General features: G+C 61.8%; 22 protein-coding genes. 12 read left to right on the top strand and 10 right to left on the bottom strand.

What is annotated here, in order from left to right; genetic code table 11:
• The first annotated feature begins 117 nt into the window (after window positions 1–117).
• From ehuC to ehuA, 3 genes are read left to right on the top strand one after another with little or no spacing between them, the layout of a single operon-like run.
• The gene (ehuC, locus tag C2L65_RS27900) at window positions 118–801 is read left to right on the top strand and encodes an ectoine/hydroxyectoine ABC transporter permease subunit EhuC (RefSeq protein WP_042309869.1); all 684 of its coding nucleotides are present in this window, start codon (window positions 118–120) and stop codon (window positions 799–801) included.
• Complete coding sequence (gene ehuD, locus C2L65_RS27905; protein WP_042309870.1) at window positions 798–1,457, top strand: ectoine/hydroxyectoine ABC transporter permease subunit EhuD; 660 nt, start codon at window positions 798–800, stop codon at window positions 1,455–1,457. Before ehuC ends, ehuD begins: the two co-directional genes overlap by 4 nt.
• A complete protein-coding gene (ehuA, locus tag C2L65_RS27910) occupies window positions 1,454–2,341 on the top strand; it encodes an ectoine/hydroxyectoine ABC transporter ATP-binding protein EhuA (RefSeq protein WP_427910173.1) in 888 nt (295 codons plus the stop codon). Before ehuD ends, ehuA begins: the two co-directional genes overlap by 4 nt.
• A gap of 40 nt (window positions 2,342–2,381) precedes the next feature.
• Here ehuA and C2L65_RS27915 read toward each other — a convergent pair whose 3' ends face one another.
• Window positions 2,382–3,785, bottom strand: a complete 1,404-nt coding sequence (locus C2L65_RS27915) for an MFS transporter (RefSeq protein ID WP_042309872.1) — start codon at window positions 3,783–3,785, stop codon at window positions 2,382–2,384.
• Between C2L65_RS27915 and C2L65_RS46230 the strand changes: the two genes are divergently transcribed.
• Complete coding sequence (locus tag C2L65_RS46230) at window positions 3,727–3,963, top strand: hypothetical protein (protein ID WP_167450347.1); 237 nt, start codon at window positions 3,727–3,729, stop codon at window positions 3,961–3,963. The two genes, C2L65_RS27915 and C2L65_RS46230, sit on opposite strands and share 59 nt — an antisense overlap.
• 597 nt (window positions 3,964–4,560) lie before the next feature.
• Here the strand turns inward: C2L65_RS46230 and C2L65_RS27920 are convergent.
• Genes C2L65_RS27920 through C2L65_RS27935 form a run of 4 tightly spaced genes read right to left on the bottom strand, consistent with a single transcriptional unit; the run spans window position 4,561 to window position 7,888 of the window.
• The gene (locus C2L65_RS27920) at window positions 4,561–5,325 is read right to left on the bottom strand and encodes a phosphocholine cytidylyltransferase family protein (RefSeq protein ID WP_042309882.1); all 765 of its coding nucleotides are present in this window, start codon (window positions 5,323–5,325) and stop codon (window positions 4,561–4,563) included.
• Window positions 5,326–5,346: 21 nt separating this feature from the next.
• Window positions 5,347–6,351, bottom strand: coding sequence for a flippase-like domain-containing protein (locus C2L65_RS27925; RefSeq protein WP_035997654.1), 1,005 nt, complete (start codon window positions 6,349–6,351; stop codon window positions 5,347–5,349).
• On the bottom strand, window positions 6,348–7,202 hold the full coding sequence (locus tag C2L65_RS27930) for a HalD/BesD family halogenase (protein WP_042309888.1): 855 nt from the start codon (window positions 7,200–7,202) through the stop codon (window positions 6,348–6,350). Before C2L65_RS27930 ends, C2L65_RS27925 begins: the two co-directional genes overlap by 4 nt.
• Complete coding sequence (locus tag C2L65_RS27935) at window positions 7,202–7,888, bottom strand: CDP-alcohol phosphatidyltransferase family protein (RefSeq protein ID WP_035537681.1); 687 nt, start codon at window positions 7,886–7,888, stop codon at window positions 7,202–7,204. Before C2L65_RS27935 ends, C2L65_RS27930 begins: the two co-directional genes overlap by 1 nt.
• Before the next feature lie 251 nt (window positions 7,889–8,139).
• On the opposite strand from C2L65_RS27935, the gene C2L65_RS27940 reads away from it, so the two are divergent.
• Together C2L65_RS27940 and C2L65_RS27945 are read left to right on the top strand one after the other, a co-directional pair.
• Window positions 8,140–8,577 (top strand): hypothetical protein, encoded by a 438-nt coding sequence (locus C2L65_RS27940; protein WP_174485067.1) that lies wholly within the window; start codon window positions 8,140–8,142, stop codon window positions 8,575–8,577.
• Window positions 8,578–9,240: 663 nt separating this feature from the next.
• The gene (locus tag C2L65_RS27945) at window positions 9,241–9,669 is read left to right on the top strand and encodes an HIT family protein (protein ID WP_042309893.1); all 429 of its coding nucleotides are present in this window, start codon (window positions 9,241–9,243) and stop codon (window positions 9,667–9,669) included.
• A gap of 27 nt (window positions 9,670–9,696) precedes the next feature.
• Here the strand turns inward: C2L65_RS27945 and C2L65_RS27950 are convergent, their stop codons facing one another.
• Window positions 9,697–10,200, bottom strand: coding sequence for a hypothetical protein (locus tag C2L65_RS27950; RefSeq protein ID WP_042309895.1), 504 nt, complete (start codon window positions 10,198–10,200; stop codon window positions 9,697–9,699).
• A gap of 685 nt (window positions 10,201–10,885) precedes the next feature.
• On the opposite strand from C2L65_RS27950, the gene C2L65_RS27955 reads away from it, so the two are divergent.
• The 5 genes from C2L65_RS27955 to C2L65_RS27975 all read left to right on the top strand — a co-directional run bounded on the left by C2L65_RS27955 (window position 10,886) and on the right by C2L65_RS27975 (window position 15,717).
• Entirely contained in the window at window positions 10,886–12,040 is a 1,155-nt protein-coding gene (locus tag C2L65_RS27955) for a porin (RefSeq protein ID WP_042309897.1), read from the top strand.
• 257 nt (window positions 12,041–12,297) lie between these two features.
• A complete protein-coding gene (locus C2L65_RS27960; protein ID WP_042309899.1) occupies window positions 12,298–12,720 on the top strand; it encodes a YfiM family lipoprotein in 423 nt (140 codons plus the stop codon).
• A gap of 230 nt (window positions 12,721–12,950) precedes the next feature.
• Window positions 12,951–13,289, top strand: a complete 339-nt coding sequence (locus tag C2L65_RS27965) for a hypothetical protein (protein ID WP_042309901.1) — start codon at window positions 12,951–12,953, stop codon at window positions 13,287–13,289.
• 130 nt (window positions 13,290–13,419) lie between these two features.
• Complete coding sequence (locus tag C2L65_RS27970) at window positions 13,420–13,929, top strand: metal-dependent hydrolase (protein WP_042309903.1); 510 nt, start codon at window positions 13,420–13,422, stop codon at window positions 13,927–13,929.
• A 198-nt stretch (window positions 13,930–14,127) separates the two neighbouring features.
• A complete protein-coding gene (locus C2L65_RS27975; RefSeq protein ID WP_042309905.1) occupies window positions 14,128–15,717 on the top strand; it encodes an alanine/glycine:cation symporter family protein in 1,590 nt (529 codons plus the stop codon).
• Window positions 15,718–15,730: 13 nt separating this feature from the next.
• Here C2L65_RS27975 and C2L65_RS27980 read toward each other — a convergent pair whose 3' ends face one another.
• From C2L65_RS27980 to C2L65_RS27990, 3 genes are all read right to left on the bottom strand, one after another.
• Window positions 15,731–16,903, bottom strand: a complete 1,173-nt coding sequence (locus C2L65_RS27980; RefSeq protein WP_042309914.1) for an NAD(P)/FAD-dependent oxidoreductase — start codon at window positions 16,901–16,903, stop codon at window positions 15,731–15,733.
• Between the two features lie 130 nt (window positions 16,904–17,033).
• Window positions 17,034–18,533 carry an L-piperidine-6-carboxylate dehydrogenase gene (gene amaB / locus C2L65_RS27985; protein WP_042309908.1) on the bottom strand — a complete coding sequence of 500 codons (1,500 nt, stop codon included), beginning with the start codon at window positions 18,531–18,533 and terminating at the stop codon, window positions 17,034–17,036.
• Window positions 18,534–18,595: 62 nt separating this feature from the next.
• Entirely contained in the window at window positions 18,596–18,850 is a 255-nt protein-coding gene (locus C2L65_RS27990; RefSeq protein ID WP_091786347.1) for a hypothetical protein, read from the bottom strand.
• Window positions 18,851–18,858: 8 nt separating this feature from the next.
• Between C2L65_RS27990 and C2L65_RS27995 the strand changes: the two genes are divergently transcribed.
• Window positions 18,859–19,488 (top strand): helix-turn-helix domain-containing protein, encoded by a 630-nt coding sequence (locus C2L65_RS27995; RefSeq protein ID WP_042309912.1) that lies wholly within the window; start codon window positions 18,859–18,861, stop codon window positions 19,486–19,488.
• Window positions 19,489–20,315: 827 nt separating this feature from the next.
• Here C2L65_RS27995 and C2L65_RS28000 read toward each other — a convergent pair.
• Entirely contained in the window at window positions 20,316–21,443 is a 1,128-nt protein-coding gene (locus C2L65_RS28000) for a 4-hydroxyphenylpyruvate dioxygenase family protein (RefSeq protein ID WP_042310008.1), read from the bottom strand.
• Window positions 21,444–21,525 lie beyond the last annotated feature (82 nt).

A 21,525-nucleotide genomic window follows, 5' to 3' on the forward strand; every position in this document is an offset into this window, starting at 1 on the left:
CGCATTACATCGCTTGCGGTGCAATGCGAATCGCGCACGCCAGGGAGGCACCGAGATTGCTTCCCGCATCCAATCCCGCGCGCATCTGTGCGCCATCATGCAAGCGAGGCAACCGCCATGCGTGAACTGTTTCCCCTGCTGCTGCAAGGCACGCTCGTCACCATCGAGATTGCCGCGCTCGGCACGCTGCTCGCCATCGCCATGGCCTTCATCGCCACGGCTGCAAAGCTCGCGCCATGGGCGCCCGTGCGCTGGGCCGGCAACGTGTATGTCGAAGTCTTTCGCGGCACATCGCTGCTCGTGCAGTTGTTCTGGTTCTTCTTCGTGCTGCCGCTGCCGCCGTTCAGGATCGAGCTGACGCCGTTCACGGTGGCCATCGTCGGCCTTGGTCTGCACTACGGCGCGTACGGCTCGGAGATTCTACGCGGCGCGTTGCGCTCGGTGCCGGGCGGCCAGTTCGAAGCGGCCGTCGCGCTGAACATGTCGGCCTTCGCGCGCATGCGCCGCATCATCCTGCCGCAGGCGATGATCAACGCGCTGCCGCCGGCGACCAACCTGATGATCGAGTTGTTGAAGGGCACCTCGCTCGTCTCGCTGATCACGCTGTCGGATCTCACGTTCCGCGCGCGCCAGCTCGACGAGGCAACGTTCAAGACAGCCGAGATCTTCTGCCTCACGCTCGTCATCTACTTCGTGCTCGCGCAGCTGCTTGTCACGCTGATGCGTCATTTCGAGCGGCGCGTGAGCCACGGCATCATCGCTCACAGTTCGCGACAGATCACGCAAAAGGCGGCGTCATGAATCATTTCTTCGATCTGCAGTACGCCGCACATATCCTGCCCGACCTTGCGCGCGCGTCCATCTACACGATCCTGATCACGCTGGTCGGCTTTGCGATTGCACTCGTGCTCGGCCTCGTGCTCGCCATCCTGCGGCGCAGCCCGATCAAAGCCGTGTCGCGTACCGTCGGGTTCGTCGTCGAGTTCATCCGCAGCACGCCGCTGCTGATCCAGGTCTACGTGCTGTTCTATGTGCTGCCGGCTTACGGCATCACGATGTCGGCGCTCACGGCGGGCACGATCGGCATTGCGCTGCACTACGCGTGCTACACGTCCGAGGTGTATCGCGCGGGTTTGAATGGCGTCGCGCGCGGTCAGTGGGAGGCGGCGTGCGCGTTGTCGCTGTCGCCGTGGCGCACGTATAGCGGCGTGATTCTGCCGCAGGCCGTGCGGCCCGTCATTCCCGCGCTCGGCAATTACCTCGTCGCGATGTTCAAGGACACGCCCGTGCTATCGGCCATCACCGTAGTCGAATTGATGCAGCAGGCGAAGAATGTCGGCTCGGAAACGTTCCGCTACCTGGAGCCGATCACCCTTGCAGGTTTGTTCTTCCTCGTCATCAGCGTGACGTTCGCGCAACTCGTGCGGCAGCTGGAATTCCGCCTGAGGCTGCCATGAAGACACACGCAGACACCGACACCACTTTGCAGTCCGAGTCCCCCGTGATGGAGAAAGAGATGAAGCGAGACCCCGTTGCCGCGCTGAGCGAAACATCGAACACGAACGGCGACCAGCCGATGGTCCGGTTCGCCGGCGTGACGAAGCGCTACGGCGCGCTCACCGTGCTCGATGAACTCGATCTGGACATCGCGCCGAACGAGAAGGTGGCGATCATCGGGCCCAGCGGCTCGGGCAAGTCGACGCTGCTGCGCGTGCTGATGACGCTCGATCCGCTGACGAGCGGCCTGATCGAAGTGGACGGCGAGCCGCTCACTCACATGCGCAAGAATGGCGCACTCGTGCCCGCCTCGCTCGCGCATCTGCGGCGCGTGCGCAGCAAGATCGGCATGGTGTTCCAGAGCTTCAACCTGTTCCCGCACATGACGGCGCTCGCCAATACGATCGAAGCGCCAATGCAGGTGCTCGGCCTGTCGCGCAAGGAAGCAACGGAACGTGCGCGCGAGTTGCTTTCGCTGGTGGGTCTCGCGGACAAGTGCAATCACTATCCGTCGCAGTTGTCGGGTGGTCAGCAGCAGCGCGTGGCGATTGCGCGCGCATTGGCGATGCGCCCGAAGGTGATGCTGTTCGACGAAGTGACGTCCGCGCTCGATCCCGAGCTATGCGGCGAAGTGCTGAACGTGATCCGCCGGCTTGGCGAAGAACACAACCTGACGATGCTGATGGTGACGCACCAGATGGGTTTTGCGCGTGAATTTGCCGACCGCGTGTGCTTCTTCTCGCAAGGCAAGATCATCGAGCAGGGACCGCCGCAGCAGTTCTTCACATCGCCGCAGCATGAACGCACGCAGCAGTTCCTGCGCGCGGTTCGCGAAGCGGTTTAAAGCGTTCGGCGTCAAGGCGTGACGTTCGTGAAGGCACGCGTCACGCTTCCCCTCTTCCGCCGCGTGCGAGTTCTTCGCCGCTGTTGTGCGGCAGCTTCGCCGTCACGGGAATCGACGCGAGCGAGAACAGGCCGACCACCAGGAACGCGGGCCAGAAGTCGGTCCACACGATGGTCGGATGCCCTTGCACGTTGTGCGAGATCTGCAGCACGATGCCCGCGATCGTCACGCCGAGACCCAGCGAGATCTGCTGCACCACGCTCGCGACGCTCGTCGCGCGGCCCACGTCGCGGCTCGGAATGTCCGCATAGGCGAGCGAGTTCAGCGACGTAAACTGCAACGACGGAAACACGCCGCCGAACAGCACGACGAACCAGATCACAGCGTGCGGCGTTCCGGGACCGAACAGTCCATAACTTGCGATCGCGCAGCCGGCCAGCGCTGCGTTGAACATCAGCACGCGCCGGAAGCCGAAGCGCGCGAGCACCGACGACGCGATCGTCTTCATGAAGATCGAGCCGAACGCCGATGCGCAGGTGATCGTGCCAGCCGCGAACGGCGTCATGCCGAGCCCTTCCTGCAACGCGAGCGGCAACAGGAATGGCACGGCGCCCAGGCCGATCCGAAACAGCGAGCCAGCGACGACGCTCGCGTGAAAACTCGGGATGCGCAGCAGCCTGAGATCGAGCACCGGCCGTTCGACACGGCTCGCGTAGCGCCAGTAGACCAGCAGCAGCGCGGCGCCGAGCACGCACATCGTCGCCGATACACGGTCCGATACCAGTTCGCCGCCAACCAGCGACAGGCCGAGCATGAACAGCGACGCGCCGCTCGCCGACAGGACGAAGCCGGTCCAGTCGAGCGGACCGGGATGCGCTTCGCGCATGTTGGCGATGTGTTTGTTCGTGAGCCAGATGCCGAACAGGCCGATCGGAATGTTGACGATGAAGATCAGACGCCAATGCAGATAGGTCGTGATGAAACCGCCGAGCGGCGGCCCGACGACAGGCCCGAGCAGCGCGGGCACGGTCAGATAGTTGACGGCGCGGATGAAGTCCGACTTCGGCACCGACCTGAAGATGATGATGCGCCCGACGGGCACCATCATTGCGCCGCCGATGCCCTGCACGAAACGCGCGGCGACGAAGAGCGGCAGCGTCGTCGATGCGGCGGCCATCAGCGAGCCGGCCATGAAGATGCCGATTGCAGTGCGGAATACGGAGCGTGGGCCGTAGCGGTCGGCTACCCAGCCGCAGACGGGGATGAACACGCCGAGGCCGATCACGTAGGCCGTGATTGCGAGCTTTAGGGTGATTGGGTCGTGGCCCAGGTCCCGGGCCAGTACGGGTAGGGATGTGACGAGGACTGTCGAGTCGACGTTTTCCATGAACATCGCGCAGGCGACTATCAGTGGAACGATGAAGGTGCCTATTGCCAGAGGCATGGTTTTGGTTTGGTTTTTGTCTGCGACGCTGTTGAGGTTTGCTTGGGTTTTTGTGCTGCGCGGGCTGGGTTGGTTTGCTTGGGTTTGCGCTGGCATCCGCGATTACGTTAGCTGGCTTCAAGCGTCGCCCCTGTGCGGGGCGGCACCTACTTTTCTTTGCCGCCGCAAAGAAAAGTAGGCAAAAGAAAGCGGCTAACACCGCCAATTCTAGTTTCTGCCTGAGGGCCCCCAAAGGGTCTTACGCTTCACACGGCAATCACGTGACGCATGTTTGTTGCCAACGCTCTTGCGCTGCGCCTCACCCGCTTCACGCTCCTGCATTACAGCATGCCGTGCCAGATAGTCCACCGCCGCCCAGGTGGCAAACTGTGTGTTGGCCCCTTGTGCTCCACACGCGTCACTCCGGACCGATAGCGCGGGCGTTCCACCCTGTAAGAGCGCCACGCTATACGCCGCGACAACCTACACACAGTTTGCCACCTGGGCGGCACATACCATTCGCTGCCGCTGGCCTTTGTACGGGAGTTTGAAGCAGGTGAGGCGTTTATTCGAAGAGTTGGCAACACGCGCCAACAGAGACGTTGCCGTGTGAAGCGTAAGACCCTTGGGGGTCCTCAGGCAATGAGAAATGTTGGCGGTGTTAGCCGCTTTCTTTTGCCTACTTTTCTTTGCGGCGGCAAAGAAAAGTAGGTGCCGCCCCGCACAGGGGCAACGCTAGCGAACCAGAGGCAGCTCGCGGATGCCAGCGAAAACCCTGGCAAACCCAACCAAACCCTTATCTCCCAGCCCCCACCATCGGCTGCAGCATAGGAAGAATTTCGGCCGCCGCCCGCTTAACATCATTCGGAAAATCGATTTCGATCCACGGCGCGCCGGTGACATCGGCGGTATCAAACACATGACTCCGCTCAAGCAGCAAATCCCGCACAGCCTCTTCATGAGGCATATTCGCGCGCCCGCTATCAACATACCCCGCCACGATCTCGGCAAATCGCTTTGCCGTCTCTTCCCGCAGACGGAAGAACCCAACCGACTCACCAATCGTGTCGTACTCAAGCCCAACAGCCAGTTGCTTGCGCAACTCAACCGGCACGCCATCCTTCAGACACAACTTGACGGGCTCATCGCCAGCCTCAAAATCACGATCGATCAACAAGCGATTAGCATGCTCGCCCGCAACGAGGGCGCTCAAGATACGCTCGTCATACAGCACATCAGCATCCATCAGCAGCACGTCGCCGCCGCTCGTCATCGCATCCGCAACGGTATGCACCGTCAACACACTGCCAAGATCAAAACGCGGGTTCAGCCTGATCTCGACCTTGTGCGGCCACTCGATCCGGTCCAGTTCGGCTTCGACCAGTTCCGGCTGAAAGCCAAGCGCCAGCACGACGTCTGTGACGCCCGCAGCATCGAGCATCTGCAAATGACGCTCCAACAAGGTCACGCCGTCGAAACGCAGCAGGCATTTGGGAAACTGTTCTCCAACAGGTTGCTGGAGACGCAGGCCAAGACCTGCAGCAAGAATGATGGCGCGCATTCGCGGTCCTTTCTAAAAAAATCAATCGACAGCAGGCAGACGCGAATCGCGCCGCCGCTGCCAGCTACGTTCGCTGAAATGCAGATAAAGCAGGCCCGGCAGACCCAGCAGCAACTCGCGCGCGCGCTTCACCAGCGACAACGCCAACGCCGCCTCAGGCGGCAGGCCGACCAGCGGCGCGAGCAGCAGATAGCCGCCTTCCTGGATGCCAAGCGAGCCGGGAATCGCGAAAGCCGCGCCGCGAATCGCTTGGCCCAGACTTTCGAGCAGCAACGCATCGACCCAACCAACGGGATGGCCGAGGAAGCGCAGCGCCAGCCACACTTCCACCGTACCGATGATCCAGCCCGCAAGGCTCAGTGCGAAGCTCGCCGCAACCTTGCCGCGCTGGTCGTACAGTTCGCGTACGGCGACATCGACGGCATCGGCGCGCGTGGTCAACGCCGACCAGTCGCGCTTGCCGAATACCTTCGACACGACGCGCAGCGCCTTGCCGAACAGGCCGCGCCGCTGCGCCATATAGAAGCCGACGATCATCGCCGCCAGCACGCCCGTCGCGATCAGCGCCGCCGTCTGCAAGTCCTGCATCGCGCCGTGCGCAGCCGACGCGCCGAACAGCAGCAAGCCGAGCATCGCGAAAACGATCTGCGCAAGCGCCTGCAACGTGGTGCTGACGGTGATCGCGGCCGCGGCGTCGCGCATGCGCAGCCCGCGTTGCGACAACTGGCGCACCATCATCACAGGCCCGCCGATCTGCCCAGCCGGCAACAGGCTGTTCACCGATTCGCCGATCCAGCGCGCGAACACCGCATCGAGTTCGGTGACATCCTTGCGGCGCCTGTCGAACATCACGGAGATTGCGCCCGCGTCGAGCACGAGCGGCAGCAGATGGAACGCCGCGACGACTGCAAGACCCCAGCCGGCCGCCATCAGCGTCGAGACGACCGAACCGAAGCCCTGCCATGCGAGCAGCGCGACGAACAGCCCGCCGCCGATCGTCAGCAGGATGACGGCGGCACGCGTCACGCGCCTTCTCCTTTGGCGTTACGGCGCGCGAACTGGCTGAACACCTGACGGAAGCCGAAGTACGCAATCGCGTCCTTCAGATTCGAGATCACGCGGCGCCACGGGCGCATGTTCGGATCGGTGACGTACTCGAACGTCAGCGAGACGCGCATTTCGTTTTCGAGCGCAGGCGTGATGCGGTGGCGCAGCTTGTCGCCGTCGAAGAACACGAGACCGCCCGGCGGGATCTGCACCGAGCCCGGCAGGTCCGCCTTGTTCGGGTCGCGCGTGTGCAGCTCGTAATCGAGACGGCACGACGATTCGTCGATCACGCCGAGCAGCAGCGTATAGCGGCGGCCGTCGTAGTAAGACGTGTCGTAGTGCCAGCCGATATGATCGCCCGGCTTCGTGTAGTAGTAGAGCGCGTACGCGTGCGGATCGTCGGCCGGCGACAGCAGCAGCTTGTCGCCCGTCAGATGCTCCAGAAAGCCGATCAGCTCTTTCGAGCGATACAACTGCGCGATGAACGGCGCGAGGCGATCGATCGTGTGGCGGCTGACGCTGCCGCCCTGCTTGTGTCCCGGCAGATAGTTGCGGTTCACTTCGGGCAGCAGCCCGCGTGCCGCAGCGATCAGTTGCGCCGTGACTTCGGGGGCGAGGAAATCTTCGAGGTACAGAAACGCGCTCTGGTCGTCGAAGTCCTTGCGCAGTTGCGCATTGTCGAACGTGCGGACGCGGCTCGCGACAGCGCGATCCGCATCGGGCACGCCGCTCGAAGCAGCAGCCCCAGAAACGGCAGAAGCCGGCGCGAGGCCGGCAGCGGGTTCCATCGGGTTGGTTGCAATCAGGTTTTCTTCTGCGGGCACACTCATCAACTCACCAACGCTTGACTGTCTTTTTGCGCCGGGCGAGCACGGCGCAAGACGCGCCGGTAATCGATCACCACGTACGCAGCAAATAACGGCGCGCCGATCGACGCAGCCACGAGAAACGGTGCGACGCCGCCCGTCAGCGTGACGAGCGGCAGCAGATAAAGGACATCCTCGGTTTCGAAGCCGCCGACGGACGCCTGCTTCGTACCCATCTTGCCCGCCATTTCCTCGATACGCATGCGCAGGAAGAAAATCAGCGCAACCGCGATGCCCGCGATAGTACCCAGCAGGAACGGCGGCACGGCCAGCCCGATCAGATTGCCGACCTGCGCCGATGTCATGCCGTAGCCCATGCCGCCGAACAGCAGCACCGTCACGAGCGCGTCGCATGCGAGGTCGTAAAAATGACCGATGCGGCTCGTCTTGCCGCTGACGCGTGCGAGCTCACCGTCGGTGTGATCGACGAAGTTGGACAGCACGATCAGAAACGCGCCGACGTTGGTCCACGCGAATCCGCCGCGCGCCAACGCCAGGCCGCCTGCGAGACCGATCAGCAGGCGCACGGTCGTCAGGTGATTGGGCGTAACGGGCGTATCGACGAGCGGCATGATGAGCCGCCGGGCAAGCCGGGCGTCCCACATTCTGGGCGGCGGAACGTCCCGGGGAGGGTGTGATTGCGAAGTCATAACCCGGAAATATATACGGGATCGCGTTTTCTTGCCTTAGTCGCGCACAATTCTGTTGCTTTTCAAAGACCTACTCGTACACGCCCTGACAGCAGGTTTTTCCGAACGCAGGTAGAGTGCCTGCCGGTCGCGCCGATGTTACCGGGTCTTTCTAACCATTTTCGCAGCCGTCTGTCGTCGAACGTCGCGGTACGCCGCGCATTTTTTTGCTTCTCTGTCCGTCCGCGCTCATGCGGATGTTCTTCAAAAACATGAAACAGCTTTTTGTCCGCTCTGCCCTCATCGCCATGCTGCTTTCGGCGCTGCCGCTCGCCGCGCGCGCCGCATCGCTCGATTCCGCGCTCGCGTGCGACCAATCGGCGCACAAGTTCATCGCCGATCTCGCCGCGCAACAGCTGATCGATCCGAAACCGATGCGCGTCGAAAGCAATTCGATCAACGCGTTCCGCCCGGTGCGCGGCGCGAGTCTGGATGCGTATGGCTTCAGCGTGTTTGCTGTAGTCGGCTATGAACAGGACGATCCGATCTTTCGCGCCGGCAGCGGCGAGCCGCTCGCGAAGTCGGCGTATGGCGCAGTCGTCTGGGGCAGCGACGAAAAGGTTCAGACGGCCGTCACCGCTGCGGGGAGCACCGCCATCGTTCATCGTGTCGCGCCTCATGTGACGGCGATTTTCTGCAAGCGCAGTTGAGCGCATTCGTTAAGGGTGACGCTCGCACGCTAGTTATCAACAATTTTCGTGGGTAAGCCTGTGAGTATCCTGCGCACGACCGTGCCAAGTCATTGATGTGGCTCGGAATGTGTGTAGTGCATGCGCGGGCGCTCACATTCGTTGATCGATGGCTTTTGACGCGCGCGAGCCTGTGTTCTTGTCCACAGTTTTTGGTGACAAGCCTGTGAGTAACCTGAGCAATACCGACACAAGTCATTGACGCAACTCAGATTGCACTCGATGCATCTACGTCGCGTCGCTCGTACGCGCTTCTCCGACGCGCGGACACGGCCCAAGGTTGTCCACAGTTTTTGTTCACAAGCCTGTGAGTATCCTGCGCACCAGATCGGCAAGTGCTTGATACAACTCGACTTAACCGCGTTGCATGTAACAGGCAAACGCGCGAGCCCGGCGAACGGCGTCCTGCTTGTCCACAGATTTTGGTGACAAGGATGTGGACAAGCTGAGCACACCACACGCAAGTGCTTGCCACGAAAGGAAGTTCGACTCGCGTTGCCGATCGATGCACCGACACTCGCGCGTGCGCGGCACATCGCTTGAAAGCGCGTCGGCTAAAATCCCCGGACCATTCATGCACGGCCTTCGACGCAAGGCCAATGCGCCTGACCACCGGAGCCCCTCATGCCCTACGATCAGCAGAACCCGTTTGCCCGCATCCTGCGTGACGAATTGCCGTCTATCCGCATCTATGAAGACGAGCACACCGTTGCGATGATGGACATCATGCCGCAGGCCGAAGGCCACGTGCTGGTTCTGCCGAAAGAGCCCGCCGCCGAGCTGTTCGAATTGTCGGAAGACGCGGCGGCCGCCGCGATCCGCACCGCGCGCAAGGTTGCGATTGCTGTGAAAGCCGCGCTCAACCCGCCGGGAATGATGATCGCGCAACTGAACGGCGCGGCGTCCGGCCAGACCGTGCCGCACGTGCATTTTCACGTGATTCCGCGCCACGACGGCATTCCGTTGAAGATTCACGCCGCCGAGCGCGCCGATCTCGACGAACTGCGCGCGCTGGCGGAGCGCATCAAGACGGAACTTAACAAGCCCGCCTGAGCCGCTAACTGTAGGGTATAAGCCGCGTCAGCCCGGCCGACGAAACTCGTTCTCGACCCACGACGCCGCGCTCGCCCTGCTGAGCTTGAAGTTCGGCGCGACCTTCACTTGCGCGAGTTGCTCGCCGAAGGAATCGAACGCGGTGAGCATTGCATAGGGATCGTCCTCGTCGGGGACGATATCGAGCGTGATTTCGATGGTGGCGTCGCCGGACTCCACCGCCATCCGCTTATGCAACTGCGCGTGCAGTTGCTGTTCATGCCGGCGCAGCACTTCCGAAGCCGTCTTCACGAGCGTGTTGAATGCGCCCGTGTCCAGCGGCTTCGGATTCTTCTTGTCGCGGCCCATCGTCCACGGGCCCACCAGCGCGGGCTCGGCCTCGCCGTCCTTGATCATCTCGACAGCCCAGCCGTCGTCGTCTTCGTTCTTTTTGACGCGTGCGGTCCAGCCGTTGTCGCGCCACAGACGGTCTTCATGCAGGGCTTCGGACGCGTTGTCGGCGTCGGGTTCGGTGAGAGGCGTATCGGTCATTGCAGAGAGGGTTCGGGTTCGTCGGGCGCCGCACAGAGCCTGCGGCGCGAAACCTCCATTTTACCCGGGCGCGCCGCCACAAAATCGGGCAGACGCACGCCTATAACCACCGGCTAACCAAAGTCGTCTTATCGTGCGAATATGAAAAAGTTCAATCTAATTAGATATCGATTTACGAAATAATCTATTGATCGCTATTTCATCGAACTGTGTTGCCTTGATTAAAGGCAAAAAAAAGCGGCCCGAAGGCCGCATAAAAACAGATGAAAAAGACAACCCTTGGTCAAGGGGTAAGCCGAATTGTATAAGCAGCATCCGGCGTCGACGAGACCGTTAGATGGAAGAGTACCTTTCCAAAAATCGCACTAATCGAGGCTTGCAAAAGCCCGCGGAAACGGTTTTCAACGGGTTAACCCGGCTGACTTCTGGCTGTCACCGTCGCGCTACTGCAACAATGCGACAATTGACAACACCTCACCCGGCCCGCGTCGATTTCAAAAAAACCTTTAAAACCAAAATACTTAGCGACGTTAATCCGTCTATTCCGTTTTTCGGAAAGCATTGTTGCGCGAGATGAAAGTAAGCCGGCGAGTATCGGTAATACACTTCGCTCCGGATCGACGGCACGCATTGCAGCGCGTGTTCCGTATTACGGTCTCCACGCAAAGTCTCGGAGTAATAAAGCATGAAAAAAACCCTTATCGTCGCGGGCATTCTCGGCGCCACCGCAGCAACGGCCCACGCGCAAAGCAGCGTTACCCTGTACGGCACGCTGGACGCAGGCCTCATCTACACGAACAACCAGGCTGGCCACAGCAACTGGCAACAAGGCAGCGGCTCGGTTTCGGACACGTACTTCGGCCTGCGCGGCAGCGAAGACCTCGGTAACGGCCTGCACGCCATCTTCACGTTGGAAAGCGGCTTCAACCTGAACAACGGCAGCCTCAAGGAAAACAACACGTTGTTCAACCGTCAGGCGTACGTCGGTCTGCAAAGCAACCAGTACGGCACGGTGACCCTCGGCCGTCAGTATGACTCGATGGTCGACTACCTCGCGCCGCTGTCGGCAGCGGGTTCGGGCTTCGGCAACAACCTGGCCGGCCATCCGTTCGACAACGACAACCTCGACAACTCGTTCTCGGTCAAGAACTCGGTCAAGTACGCGAGCCCGAACTTCGCAGGTCTGCAGTTCGGCGGACTGTATGGCTTCTCGAACGAAGCTAACGGCTTCGCGGACAACCGGGCATGGAGCGCGGGCGCTTCGTATAAGAACGGTCCGCTGAACGTCGCAGCCGCTTACCTGCAACTGAACAACTCGGGCAGCAACAACACGAACGGCGCGATCTCGGCAGGTGCGGGCGGCGCAGCGCAACTGGCAGCGCAAACGCAACGCACGTACGGCGTCGGCACGAACTACACGTACGGCCCGGCGACCGTCGGCCTTGTGTACACGCACTCGCAACTGGACAACCTGCAGAGCGCGAATGTCGGTGGCACGTTCATCAACGGCATCTCGGGCACGAACCTGCACCTGGACAACTATGAAGTCAACGGCCGCTACGCGCTGACGCCGGCACTGAGCCTGGCAGCTGCGTACACGTTCACGGACGGCAAGGTTTCGGGTTCGAACGGCGACGGCTCGCCGAAGTGGCACACGGTTTCGCTGCAAGGCGACTACTCGCTGAGCAAGCGCACCGACGTGTACCTGGAAGGCGTGTACCAGCACGCTTCGGGCGAACTCGGCAACTTCGGTGCGAACGTCGCAGCGATCAACACGCTGACGCCGTCGTCGACGCAAAACCAGACGGCTGTGGCTGTCGGCCTGCGTCACCGCTTCTAAGCTCTATAGCGATGACGCCACAGGCGGCCGGATCGGATGACGATCCGCACCGGCTGCCGGTGTCTTCCGTGAAAAACGCGCGCGTGCTGTCTGACGCGCGCGTTTTTTATGCTCGCTGCGCGTACGCGTCCTGACACATTCGTTGACACTCTTCTTTCGGCTTACTAATGATTTGATTCTGTCTGTCGTTAAATGCTTAAACGCGCCAGAAATTTCTGACAGAACGAGCGCGACTCAATAAAAAAATCGGAGAGCATATGACGACGACGATCAAACAGGCGAGCATCCTCGCCCTGATGCTGGCGGCCAGTTCGGCCGCGCACGCGGGACTCGATTGCAGCGGCTCGCGTGGCGGCTGGCGAGTGCAGTCCTCGGATAGCTGGACAGGCAGCGACAAGCTCACCCACTTCGCCGTTTCGGCGCCATTCGGGGCTCTGGGCGCGTACCTCGCGCGCGACACGCAACATCCCGTCGTCTACGGGACGTTGATCGGCACCGTGCCGGGTCTCGCGAAGGAAGTGTTCGACGGCACCTGCCGCACCGATGGCTTCTCCTACAAGGACCTTGCAGCCGATGCGCTCGGCGCGCTGACGGGCGCGGCGCTGGCGCACTGGGCGATCATGTACCAGCGCACGGCGCGCGGCACGACGCTCGGACTCGCGTACAGGAATCGCTTCTAGACGACGCACCTCATGATCCGCGATCCGCTTCGAATTAATTTCTAACACGATGCGCATGCGCATCCCGCTTGCGTCGGTATACTCCGGCCAAAGCCGTTTTTGCAGTCGTTAACATTTCATTCGAAGTTCAATCACCGAATGAGTGTGGCGACGCAAGCGGTTTCGTCGCGAAGCCTTGCGCTTCGCTTGCGCCCACGTACCCGCAGCACGGAGACGCCGACGACACAACCATGAAACGACTCATCCTTCTCGCCCCCATCGCCCTTCTCGCCGCGTGTGGCTCGTCGCGCGGCCCCGACGCCAGCGCTTCAGCCCAACCGATGGTGTACGCATCGTCGGCGCGGCCCGCGTCGGACATCGCACGTTGCCTCGACAGCCGTCTGTCGCGCGTACACGTATCGAAGAACAACGGCGTGACCGATCTGACCGTTGGCTCATCGTCGAACGGTTCGTACTTCATCACGCTGACGCCTTCGAACGGCGGCTCCGTCATCAAGGTCATACGCGGCTCGGGCGACGATCCGCCCGAAGAGGAAATGCGCTTTGCGATCGCACGTTGCACGACCTGATGTGTAAGTCTTCGTAACGGCGTCACGTACAGCCGTAGCCCGCGCATGTCGCGGGCTATTTTTTTGCCTGGGCTTCTGCAAGAATGGCCGCCCGCGTTTCACCGCGACCCTTTATCGTCGCGCGACTTCAATGGCATCGAGCAAGGCACATCACGCGACAGGCTGGGCGGCCGGCGTCATCGCGGCGGCATTGGCCGCGCGTCATGGATGGCAAGGTCCATTTCACGTATGGGCGTGGCTCGCGTTCGTGGCGGGCGTCGCGGGCGCGACCGCGCCGGACTGGCTCGAAGTGGCCTGGTGGTCGCGCCGCAAGCGTCTGTGGATCACGCATCGCACGGCGACGCATTGGGGACTCGGCTGGCTGGCGGCGCTGTTCTTCTCATGGCACACGATGGCGCATCATCCCGCAGCAGCCGTCGCGTTTGGCTTTGCATGCGGTGGCGTGATGCATCTGCTGGCCGACTGGCCGAATCCGCTCGGCGTGCCGTGGATTCTTGGTCGTCACTCGTTGAAGCTCTGGAACAGCGGGCATTGCGATCTGATCGTCGTCGCCGCGTCCTGGGTAGGAGCGTGGTTTGTCGTCTCGCATGTCTGGATGCCTGGCGCGGCACCATTGACGCTGTTAAGACAACTTCTTTAGCCATCCGATCCGCAACGGCTCGCTCATCAGAAGCACGTCCGTTGACTCATCGCCAGCCGTCGGCAGGCGTGCAACAGGTCCGTATAATGGCGACCCGCAACGGCGGCATCACACACTTCGATGCCTGCCGTCCGTCCCTGCATATCCCGAATTCAAAACGCCTGCTCAAGACAGGTCGACGCCTGAGAGGAAAGCCGCGTGGAAAATCTTTTCCAATCTGTGAACGCATTCTTTGCCTTCATTGCACCCATCTCGGATTTCCTCTGGGACTTTCCCACCAACTTCAAAGCCTGGTCGCAGATTCCCGTGCTCGGGCAATTCCCGTTCGCGATCCTGTTGCTGGTCGGCGTGGGCATCCACTTCTCGATCCGCACACGCTTCATCCAGACGATGAACGTCGGCAAGATCGTGCGCATCATGTTGCGCCGGCAGTCGTCGAATACGGGCGTCAGCGCGCTCGCGTCGTTCATGCTCGGACTGGCGATGCGCGCGGGGCCGGGCAATATCGTCGGCATCACGGGTGCGATTTCCGTCGGCGGACCGGGCGCGTTGTTCTGGATGTGGGTCGCCGCGTTCTTCGGCATGGCCACGGCCTTCATGGAATCCACGCTCGCGCAGCTTTTCAAGGAACGCAAGCACGACGAGTTCGTCGGCGGTCTGCCGTTTTATGGGCGGCGCGTACTCGGCGACCGGCGCATCGTCGGCACGTTTCTGTCGCTGGTGTTCATCGTGTATGCGCTGTTCAACGTGCCGCCGCAGACCTTCAACGTCTTCACCGCGATCGGCACGATCGCCGATACCGTCACGGGCACGCACCTCGCGCGTCAGTCGACGGTGTACTACGCGATCGCGGCATGCCTGATCGTCGCATGCTCGTTCATCATCATGGGCGGCATCCGCCGCGTGACCGCGTATACCGACGTGCTCGTCCCCATCAAGGCCGCACTGTTCTGCCTGATGTCGCTGGTCATCATCGCGATCAACCTGCCGATGATTCCGTACTTCTTTCACGAGGTGATCATCGGTGCATTCGCGCCGCATGCGCTGTTCGGCGGCGCGATCGGCACGGCGCTTGCGCAAGGCGTCAAGCGCGGGTTGATGTCGAACGAAGCGGGGCAAGGGACGATCACGATGGCAGCAGCGATCGCCGATAACGATCACCCGTGCGAACAGGGCTTCGTGCAAAGTCTCGGCGTGTTTTTCGACACGATGGTCATCTGCACAATGACGGGCTTTATCGTCGTGATGGCACATGTGTGGACGGGCACCGTCGATGGTCAGGCGTGGGAATCGGTGCGCGCGTCGAAGATCACGGTATATCTGGCTTCAGTGCAGACGCTCGTGCCCGCGTCGGTCGCACAGGCCGTCAAGATCGTGATGTGCGTGTGCTATGGCCTGTTCGCCTTTACCACGCTGCTAGGGATGATTTCGTTCGCGGAGATCTCGGCGAACTTCATTTCGCGCAGCCGCGCTTTCATCACGGGGATTCGTGTGGTGGGCTCGCTGGTGTTCGTGCCGTTAGGCGCGCTGACCGTGCTGGCCGGACTCGAACTGCCCAATCTATGGGCGTTGTCCGATCTGATGAACATCGTGATGGTGCTGCTCAACGTGCCGATCGTGCTGGTCGGGCAACGCCTCGTCTACAAGGCGCTCGCGCATTATCGCGCGACGCACGGCGGCCCGTTCGTGTCGGAACAGATCGGCGTGCGCACCGACTATTGGACGGCCGATCAGCGCGACGGTGTTCGCCAGCAAGCAGAGACGCAAAAGGAACGCGTCGGCAGCTAACTGGCGGCCTCGCTTACACGACGTTTTTCTCGACGATCGGCCGGTTCTCCAGCACGCGCGCAAAGCCGAGCGAAGAGAGATCGAGCGTCACGTACCGGCCGTTCAGGATGAGTTCGCTGACGCCGCGCCCCGTCGCGGGTCCTTGCTGCAATCCGTGGCCGCTGAACCCGTTGGCGAAGATGCAATTGTCGACATCCGGGTGATGGCCAATGATCGCGTTCTGATCCAGCACGTTGTATTCGTAGTAACCGGACCAGCAATGCTCGACGCGTAGCGCCTCGAATTGCGGCACGCGATGCGCGAGCGTCGGCCAGATCACGTCGTCGAACAGTGCGTGGTCGACTTCGTCGAGCGGTAGGTCGTCGGGATCGTTGCTGGGCGACGGCGATGTGCCGCAGATATACGACGTGCCTTCGGGACGAAAGTACACGCCCGTCGGATCGATCAGCAACGGAGCGCGTTCAAGCTTCGCTGGCGAACTGACGTTGAAGATGCTGCGGCGTCGCGCGAACACAGGCAGTTCGATACCCGCCATCGACGCCACCCGCCGCGCCCACGCACCCGCCGCGTTCACGACGACATCGCACGGAAAAGTCTCGCCGCGTGATGTCGCGACATGCGTGACGCGCCGCCCTTCGCGATGCAGCGCCGTCACGTCATCGGCGACATAGCGCGCGCCGAGCGCCTGCGCTTTCTTGCGCAACGCCTGCACGAGCCCGTAACCGTCGAACCAGCCCTCGCCCGTCTCGCCGAATGCGCCCGCGCTCAGATCGTCGGTGTTGAGCCACGGAAAGCGCGCGGCCAATGTCGTCTTGTCGAGCAACGTGATGTCGGCGCCGAGACGCTGTTGCAGCGCATGATTCTCGCGCAACGTCGCTTCGCCCGAAGGCGTCGCGAGAAAGAGATAGCCGCCTTCGTGCAAGTCGATGGAAGGCTTCGCGCCGTCGATCTCCAGACGCTCGCCAATCGTTCGCAGAAACTCGATGCCGAACAGCGACATCTGAATGGAGAGCGGCGTGGAGAACTGCTGCCGGATCGACGCCGCCGACAACGCCGACGACGAGCGCGCATAAGTCGGATCGCGCTCGATCACGGTGACGCTGACCGTCGGGTCCGACAGACGCAAGAAATACGCGATCGAACTGCCGATCACGCCTCCACCGACAACGACGACTTTCGAACTCACAGGCCACTCCAGACGAAGCGGGTCGGCGGGCATCGGATGCCCGCGACAGGTTGGAAACGTTAAGCGGGTTGATCGAAGAAAAGCGCGGCGCGTTTCGAGCAACGATGCCCGCACACGCCGCGCCGAAGCATCAGCCGATATTGAAGTCGATGCCTTGCGCCAGCGGCAGCGCCGACGAATAGTTGACGGTGTTCGTCGCGCGCCGCATGTACGCCTTCCATGCATCCGAGCCGGACTCCCGACCGCCGCCCGTTTCCTTCTCGCCGCCGAACGCGCCGCCGATTTCCGCGCCGCTCGGCCCGATGTTCACGTTCGCGATGCCGCAATCACTGCCCGAATCCGACGTGAAGCGCTCGGCTTCACGCAGGTCGGTCGTGAACACGCACGACGACAGGCCGTGATGCGCAGCGTTGTTCGCCGCGATTGCGTCGTTGAAATCCGAGTAACGCAGCACGTAGAGAATCGGCGCGAAGGTTTCCTTCAGTACGACGCCCGTTTGCGACGGCATTTCGACCAGTGCAGGGCGCACGTAGTAGCCGTTTTCATAGCCCTTCACTTCGACGCGTTCACCGCCGAACACCTTGCCGCCTTCCGCCGCCGCCTGTTGCAGCGATTCCTGCATGCGCGCGAACGACTGCTTGTCGATCAGCGGTCCCATCAGCGTGCCTTTTTCGAGCGGATTGCCGATCGGCACCTTTGCGTAGAGCTGCTTCAGACGCTCGACCGTTTGCTCGTACACGCTGTCATGCACGAACAGGCGACGCAGCGACGTGCAGCGCTGCCCGGCAGTGCCGACCGCCGAGAACAGGATGCCGCGCAGCGCCAGTTCCTGGTCAGCCGTCTGCGCGACGATGCCCGCGTTATTGCCGCCAAGTTCGAGCAGCGACCGGCCGAAGCGCTTCGCCACTTCGACGCCGACCGTGCGGCCCATTTCCGTGCTGCCCGTCGCGCTGACGATCGACGCACGCGGGTCCGCGACCAGCTTCGCGCCCACATCGCGCCCGCCGTTGACGACGGCCGTGAGGCCCGCGGGCGCATCGCCGAATTCCTTCAGTGCTTCGTTGAGAATCTGGTTGACGGCGAGCGCCGTCAGCGGCGTTTTCTCCGACGGCTTCCAGACCACGGCATTGCCGCACACGAGCGCGAGCGCCGCGTTCCACGACCACACGGCTGCCGGGAAATTGAACGCCGAGATCACGACGCAGGTGCCCATGGGATGCCACGATTCGGCCATCCGGTGGCCGGGGCGCTCCGATGCGATCGTGAGGCCGTACAGCTGGCGCGACAGGCCGACCGCGAAGTCGCAGATGTCGATCATTTCCTGCACTTCGCCGAGGCCTTCCTGCAGGATCTTGCCCGTCTCCAGCGTGATGATGCTGCCGAGCGCCTGCTTCTTCTCGCGCAGACGCTGGCCGAGCAGGCGCACGAGCTCGCCGCGGCGCGGCGCGGGCACGTTGCGCCATTGCTCGAATGCCTGCTTCGCGTTGGCCAGCACCGTATCGACTTGCGCCGTCGACTGGCTGGCCACGCGGCCAAAGAGTTCGCCCGTGATGGGCGAATGGACGGCGATGTCGCCCGCTTGCGCTGCGTCTGCAATGCCGAGATCGGCAAGGATGCTCGATGCGTTCATCTGGATTCCCTTGATTTCCGATACGAAACAAAAGTAAGTTCGGAAACTATACACGCCGTCATTTATGGCGACAAGCGGCGTTGCGACATGAACTTGCGCGAACCGGTGAAACGCCGAAATGAGGGAAAAATAAGGGTTTTCCCGAGTTTGTATGCGTGACGCTTTTCAGCGCGAGGCTTCATCAGGCACACTCTGCGGGTGCGTTTCAGATCGGAAATCCGCTTGCTTCGACTGCGCGCCGCGCCGCCCGCGCGGCGGTCCGCAAACAGGCCGATGTTATGATCGGAAACACTGAAAGCATCACGCTGCATAGTCATTTACGCCCATGGATACCTCGCTCACCAAGTCGCCGGAAAGCTCGACGTCGGACCTCGGCCGCCGCGTGCGTGCCGCGCGGCTCGCGCATGACCTGACGCTCGAAACGGCCAGCCGCCTGTGCGGCGTATCGCGCTCCACGCTGTCGAAGATCGAAAACGGCCTGATGTCGCCGACCTTCGACGTGCTGCAAAAAATCGTCGTGGGTCTGAAGATCGATCTGGGCGAACTGTTCGGCTCGACGCCGAAAGTCAACGCGAGTGGCCGGCGCGCGCTTACGCGCAAGGACGCGGGTCAGCGTCACGCGTATCGCGGCTATCAGATGGAACTGCTGGCTACGGACCTCGCGCACAAGGCGATGTTGCCGTTTCGCATCCGCATCACCGCGCACACGCTCGACGCATTCGATGACTGGGGTCGCCATGAGGGCGAAGAGTTTTTGTATGTGATTAGTGGCAGCGTGTGCCTGTATTCGGAGCTTTATGCTCCTACGCATCTGAATGCGGGCGATAGCCTTTACTTCGATAGCCGAACGGGGCATGCCGCCGTCTCGACCAGCGAAGAAGATGCTGAGGTCTTGTGGATGGCGACTAGTGCGGATCTGCCAGTTGCTGGTGGCGGCGGCGCGTCGAAGAAATAGCGGGCATTTGGTTTTGGGCTGGCGTCTGGGGTTTGCCTCTGCGCTGGCATCCGCGTTTTGTTAGCGTGCTTCAAGCGTCGCCCCTGTGCGGGGCGGCACCTACTTTTCTTTGCCGCCGCAAAGAAAAGTAGGCAAAAGAAAGCGGCTAACACCGTCAGTTCTTGTATTTGCCTGAGGGCTCCCAAAGGGTCTTATGCTTCACACGGCAACCACGTGACCCACGTTCGTTGCCAGCGCTCTTGCGCTGCGCCTCACCCGCTTCACGCTCCCGCACTGCTGTATGCCGTGCCGGATAGTCCACGGTCGCCCAGGTGGCAAACTGTGTGTCGGCCCCTTGTGCTCCCCACGCCTCACTTCGGACCGCTACGCACGCGTTCCACCCTGTAAGAGCGCTAACGTGTACGACACGACAACCTACACACAGTTTGCCACCTGGGCGGCACATACCATTCGCTGCCACTAGCATTTGTGCGGGAGTTTGAGGCGGGTGAGGCGTTCATTCGAAGCGTTGGCGACGAACGCGAACAGAAAGGCTGCCGTGTGAAGCGTAAGACCCTTTGGGGGCCCTCAGGCAAGAAGAAATGTTGGCGGTGTGAGCCGCTTTCTTTTGCCTACTTTTCTTTGCGGCGGCAAAGAAAAGTAGGTGCCGCCCCGCACAGGGGCGACGCTTGAAGCACGAAGGCAAAGCGCGGATGCCAGCGCAAAAGCCAAAACACCGAACGGCAACGCGTGAATCACGCTAACAAATCGCGGATACCAGCTCATCGACAAGCAAACCACACCGCCTGCGCAGCAAAAACCAAAAACTAAAAACCAAAACCGCCAATTCACCCCACCGACCGCGCCTGCGCAAGCGCGCCGAGATTGCCCTCACCAAAACCATGATGCCCTTTGCGCTGCACAATTTCGAAGAAGATATCGCCTTCGCGCCGCCGCACGAACGTCTGAAAGAACAACAACGGCACACCATCCGCGCCAATCTCCCCATCGACCAGAATCCGGCCGCGCCTCAGGCGCTCGATATCGACCCCATGCCCCGGCAACCGCGTATCGATCTGCTCGTAGTAGGCGGGCGGCGGCTCGACCAGTTCGATGCCGTTAGCGAGCAGCTGATCGACGCAGGCAAAGATATCCTCGGTGGCAAGCGCGATGTGCTGCACGCCTTCGCCCGGATGATCGGGCAGATATTCATGCATCAGGCTCGTGCGCCGCGTGCCTTCCTCGTACAGCGGAATGCGGATCGCGCCGCACGGCGACACCATCACGCGCGATTCCGCCGATACATGCCAGTTCGCATGCAACTCGTGAATCTCACGGAAGTTGAGCAGCTCGCGATAGAAGTCGATCCATTCCTGCATGCGGCCCGCGCCGACCGTTTGCGTCAGGTGATCGACGGCGATGAGGCCCGTGCCTGCGTGGCTCAAATCGGCCTGCGCAGTGCTCGGTTCGATCGGACGAAAGTCGATGTCAAAGATCGAGATATCGCCGAGGCCGCCCTTCTGGCCGCCGCGCCCGCGCCAGCGGTCCACGAAGTAGATATGTGAATCGCCGATACCCTGAATGGCCGGAATCGTGAGTTCGCCTTTGCCGACCCGCTCGCCTTCGAACGACCACGCGCCGAGTTCCGTCGCGCGGTCATAAGCACGCTGTGCATCGGCGACGCGAATGCCGATCGCGCAAATGCCTACGCCATATTCTTCCGCATAACGCTCGGCGAACGAATCCGGCTCCGCGTTCAGCAGAAAATTCATGTCGGCCTGACGGAACAGCGTCACGTCCTTGCTGATGTGACGCGCAATCGGCTTGAAGCCGAGCTTCACGAAGGTGTCGGCGAGTATCTGCGGATGGCGCGCGGCAAACTCGACGAACTCGATGCCGGCCGTGCCGAGCGGATTGTGCTCCGGGTCCGCAACGGCCTTGAGCGCGTCGGCAGGGGTCGGCAGGTCGCTGGGCATGTGCATCTCCATGATCGTGCTGTTTCAACTCGGCAAGCGCGCGGATCGGGGCGCCGCGCACCGTGTTTTACACCGCGCAGCG

This window comes from Paraburkholderia terrae, from assembly GCF_002902925.1.
GTDB lineage: Bacteria > Pseudomonadota > Gammaproteobacteria > Burkholderiales > Burkholderiaceae > Paraburkholderia > Paraburkholderia terrae.

Bases quoted from the DNA above. Each gene is read 5' to 3' on its own strand.
- C2L65_RS27955 (WP_042309897.1), top strand. From the start codon at position 10,886: ATGAAAAAAACCCTTATCGTCGCGGGCATTCTCGGCGCCACCGCAGCA.
- ehuD (WP_042309870.1), top strand. From the start codon at position 798: ATGAATCATTTCTTCGATCTGCAGTACGCCGCACATATCCTGCCCGAC.
- C2L65_RS27965 (WP_042309901.1), top strand. From the start codon at position 12,951: ATGAAACGACTCATCCTTCTCGCCCCCATCGCCCTTCTCGCCGCGTGT.
- C2L65_RS46230 (WP_167450347.1), top strand. From the start codon at position 3,727: ATGAACATCGCGCAGGCGACTATCAGTGGAACGATGAAGGTGCCTATT.
- C2L65_RS27930 (WP_042309888.1), bottom strand. From the start codon at position 7,202: ATGAGTGTGCCCGCAGAAGAAAACCTGATTGCAACCAACCCGATGGAA.
- C2L65_RS27990 (WP_091786347.1), bottom strand. From the start codon at position 18,850: ATGACTATGCAGCGTGATGCTTTCAGTGTTTCCGATCATAACATCGGC.
- C2L65_RS27915 (WP_042309872.1), bottom strand. From the start codon at position 3,785: ATGCCTCTGGCAATAGGCACCTTCATCGTTCCACTGATAGTCGCCTGC.
- C2L65_RS27950 (WP_042309895.1), bottom strand. From the start codon at position 10,200: ATGACCGATACGCCTCTCACCGAACCCGACGCCGACAACGCGTCCGAA.
- ehuA (WP_427910173.1), top strand. From the start codon at position 1,454: ATGAAGACACACGCAGACACCGACACCACTTTGCAGTCCGAGTCCCCC.
- C2L65_RS27920 (WP_042309882.1), bottom strand. From the start codon at position 5,325: ATGCGCGCCATCATTCTTGCTGCAGGTCTTGGCCTGCGTCTCCAGCAA.
- C2L65_RS27940 (WP_174485067.1), top strand. From the start codon at position 8,140: ATGAAACAGCTTTTTGTCCGCTCTGCCCTCATCGCCATGCTGCTTTCG.
- C2L65_RS27960 (WP_042309899.1), top strand. From the start codon at position 12,298: ATGACGACGACGATCAAACAGGCGAGCATCCTCGCCCTGATGCTGGCG.
- C2L65_RS27995 (WP_042309912.1), top strand. From the start codon at position 18,859: ATGGATACCTCGCTCACCAAGTCGCCGGAAAGCTCGACGTCGGACCTC.
- amaB (WP_042309908.1), bottom strand. From the start codon at position 18,533: ATGAACGCATCGAGCATCCTTGCCGATCTCGGCATTGCAGACGCAGCG.
- C2L65_RS27970 (WP_042309903.1), top strand. From the start codon at position 13,420: ATGGCATCGAGCAAGGCACATCACGCGACAGGCTGGGCGGCCGGCGTC.
- C2L65_RS27935 (WP_035537681.1), bottom strand. From the start codon at position 7,888: ATGACTTCGCAATCACACCCTCCCCGGGACGTTCCGCCGCCCAGAATG.
- C2L65_RS27945 (WP_042309893.1), top strand. From the start codon at position 9,241: ATGCCCTACGATCAGCAGAACCCGTTTGCCCGCATCCTGCGTGACGAA.
- C2L65_RS28000 (WP_042310008.1), bottom strand. From the start codon at position 21,443: ATGCCCAGCGACCTGCCGACCCCTGCCGACGCGCTCAAGGCCGTTGCG.
- ehuC (WP_042309869.1), top strand. From the start codon at position 118: ATGCGTGAACTGTTTCCCCTGCTGCTGCAAGGCACGCTCGTCACCATC.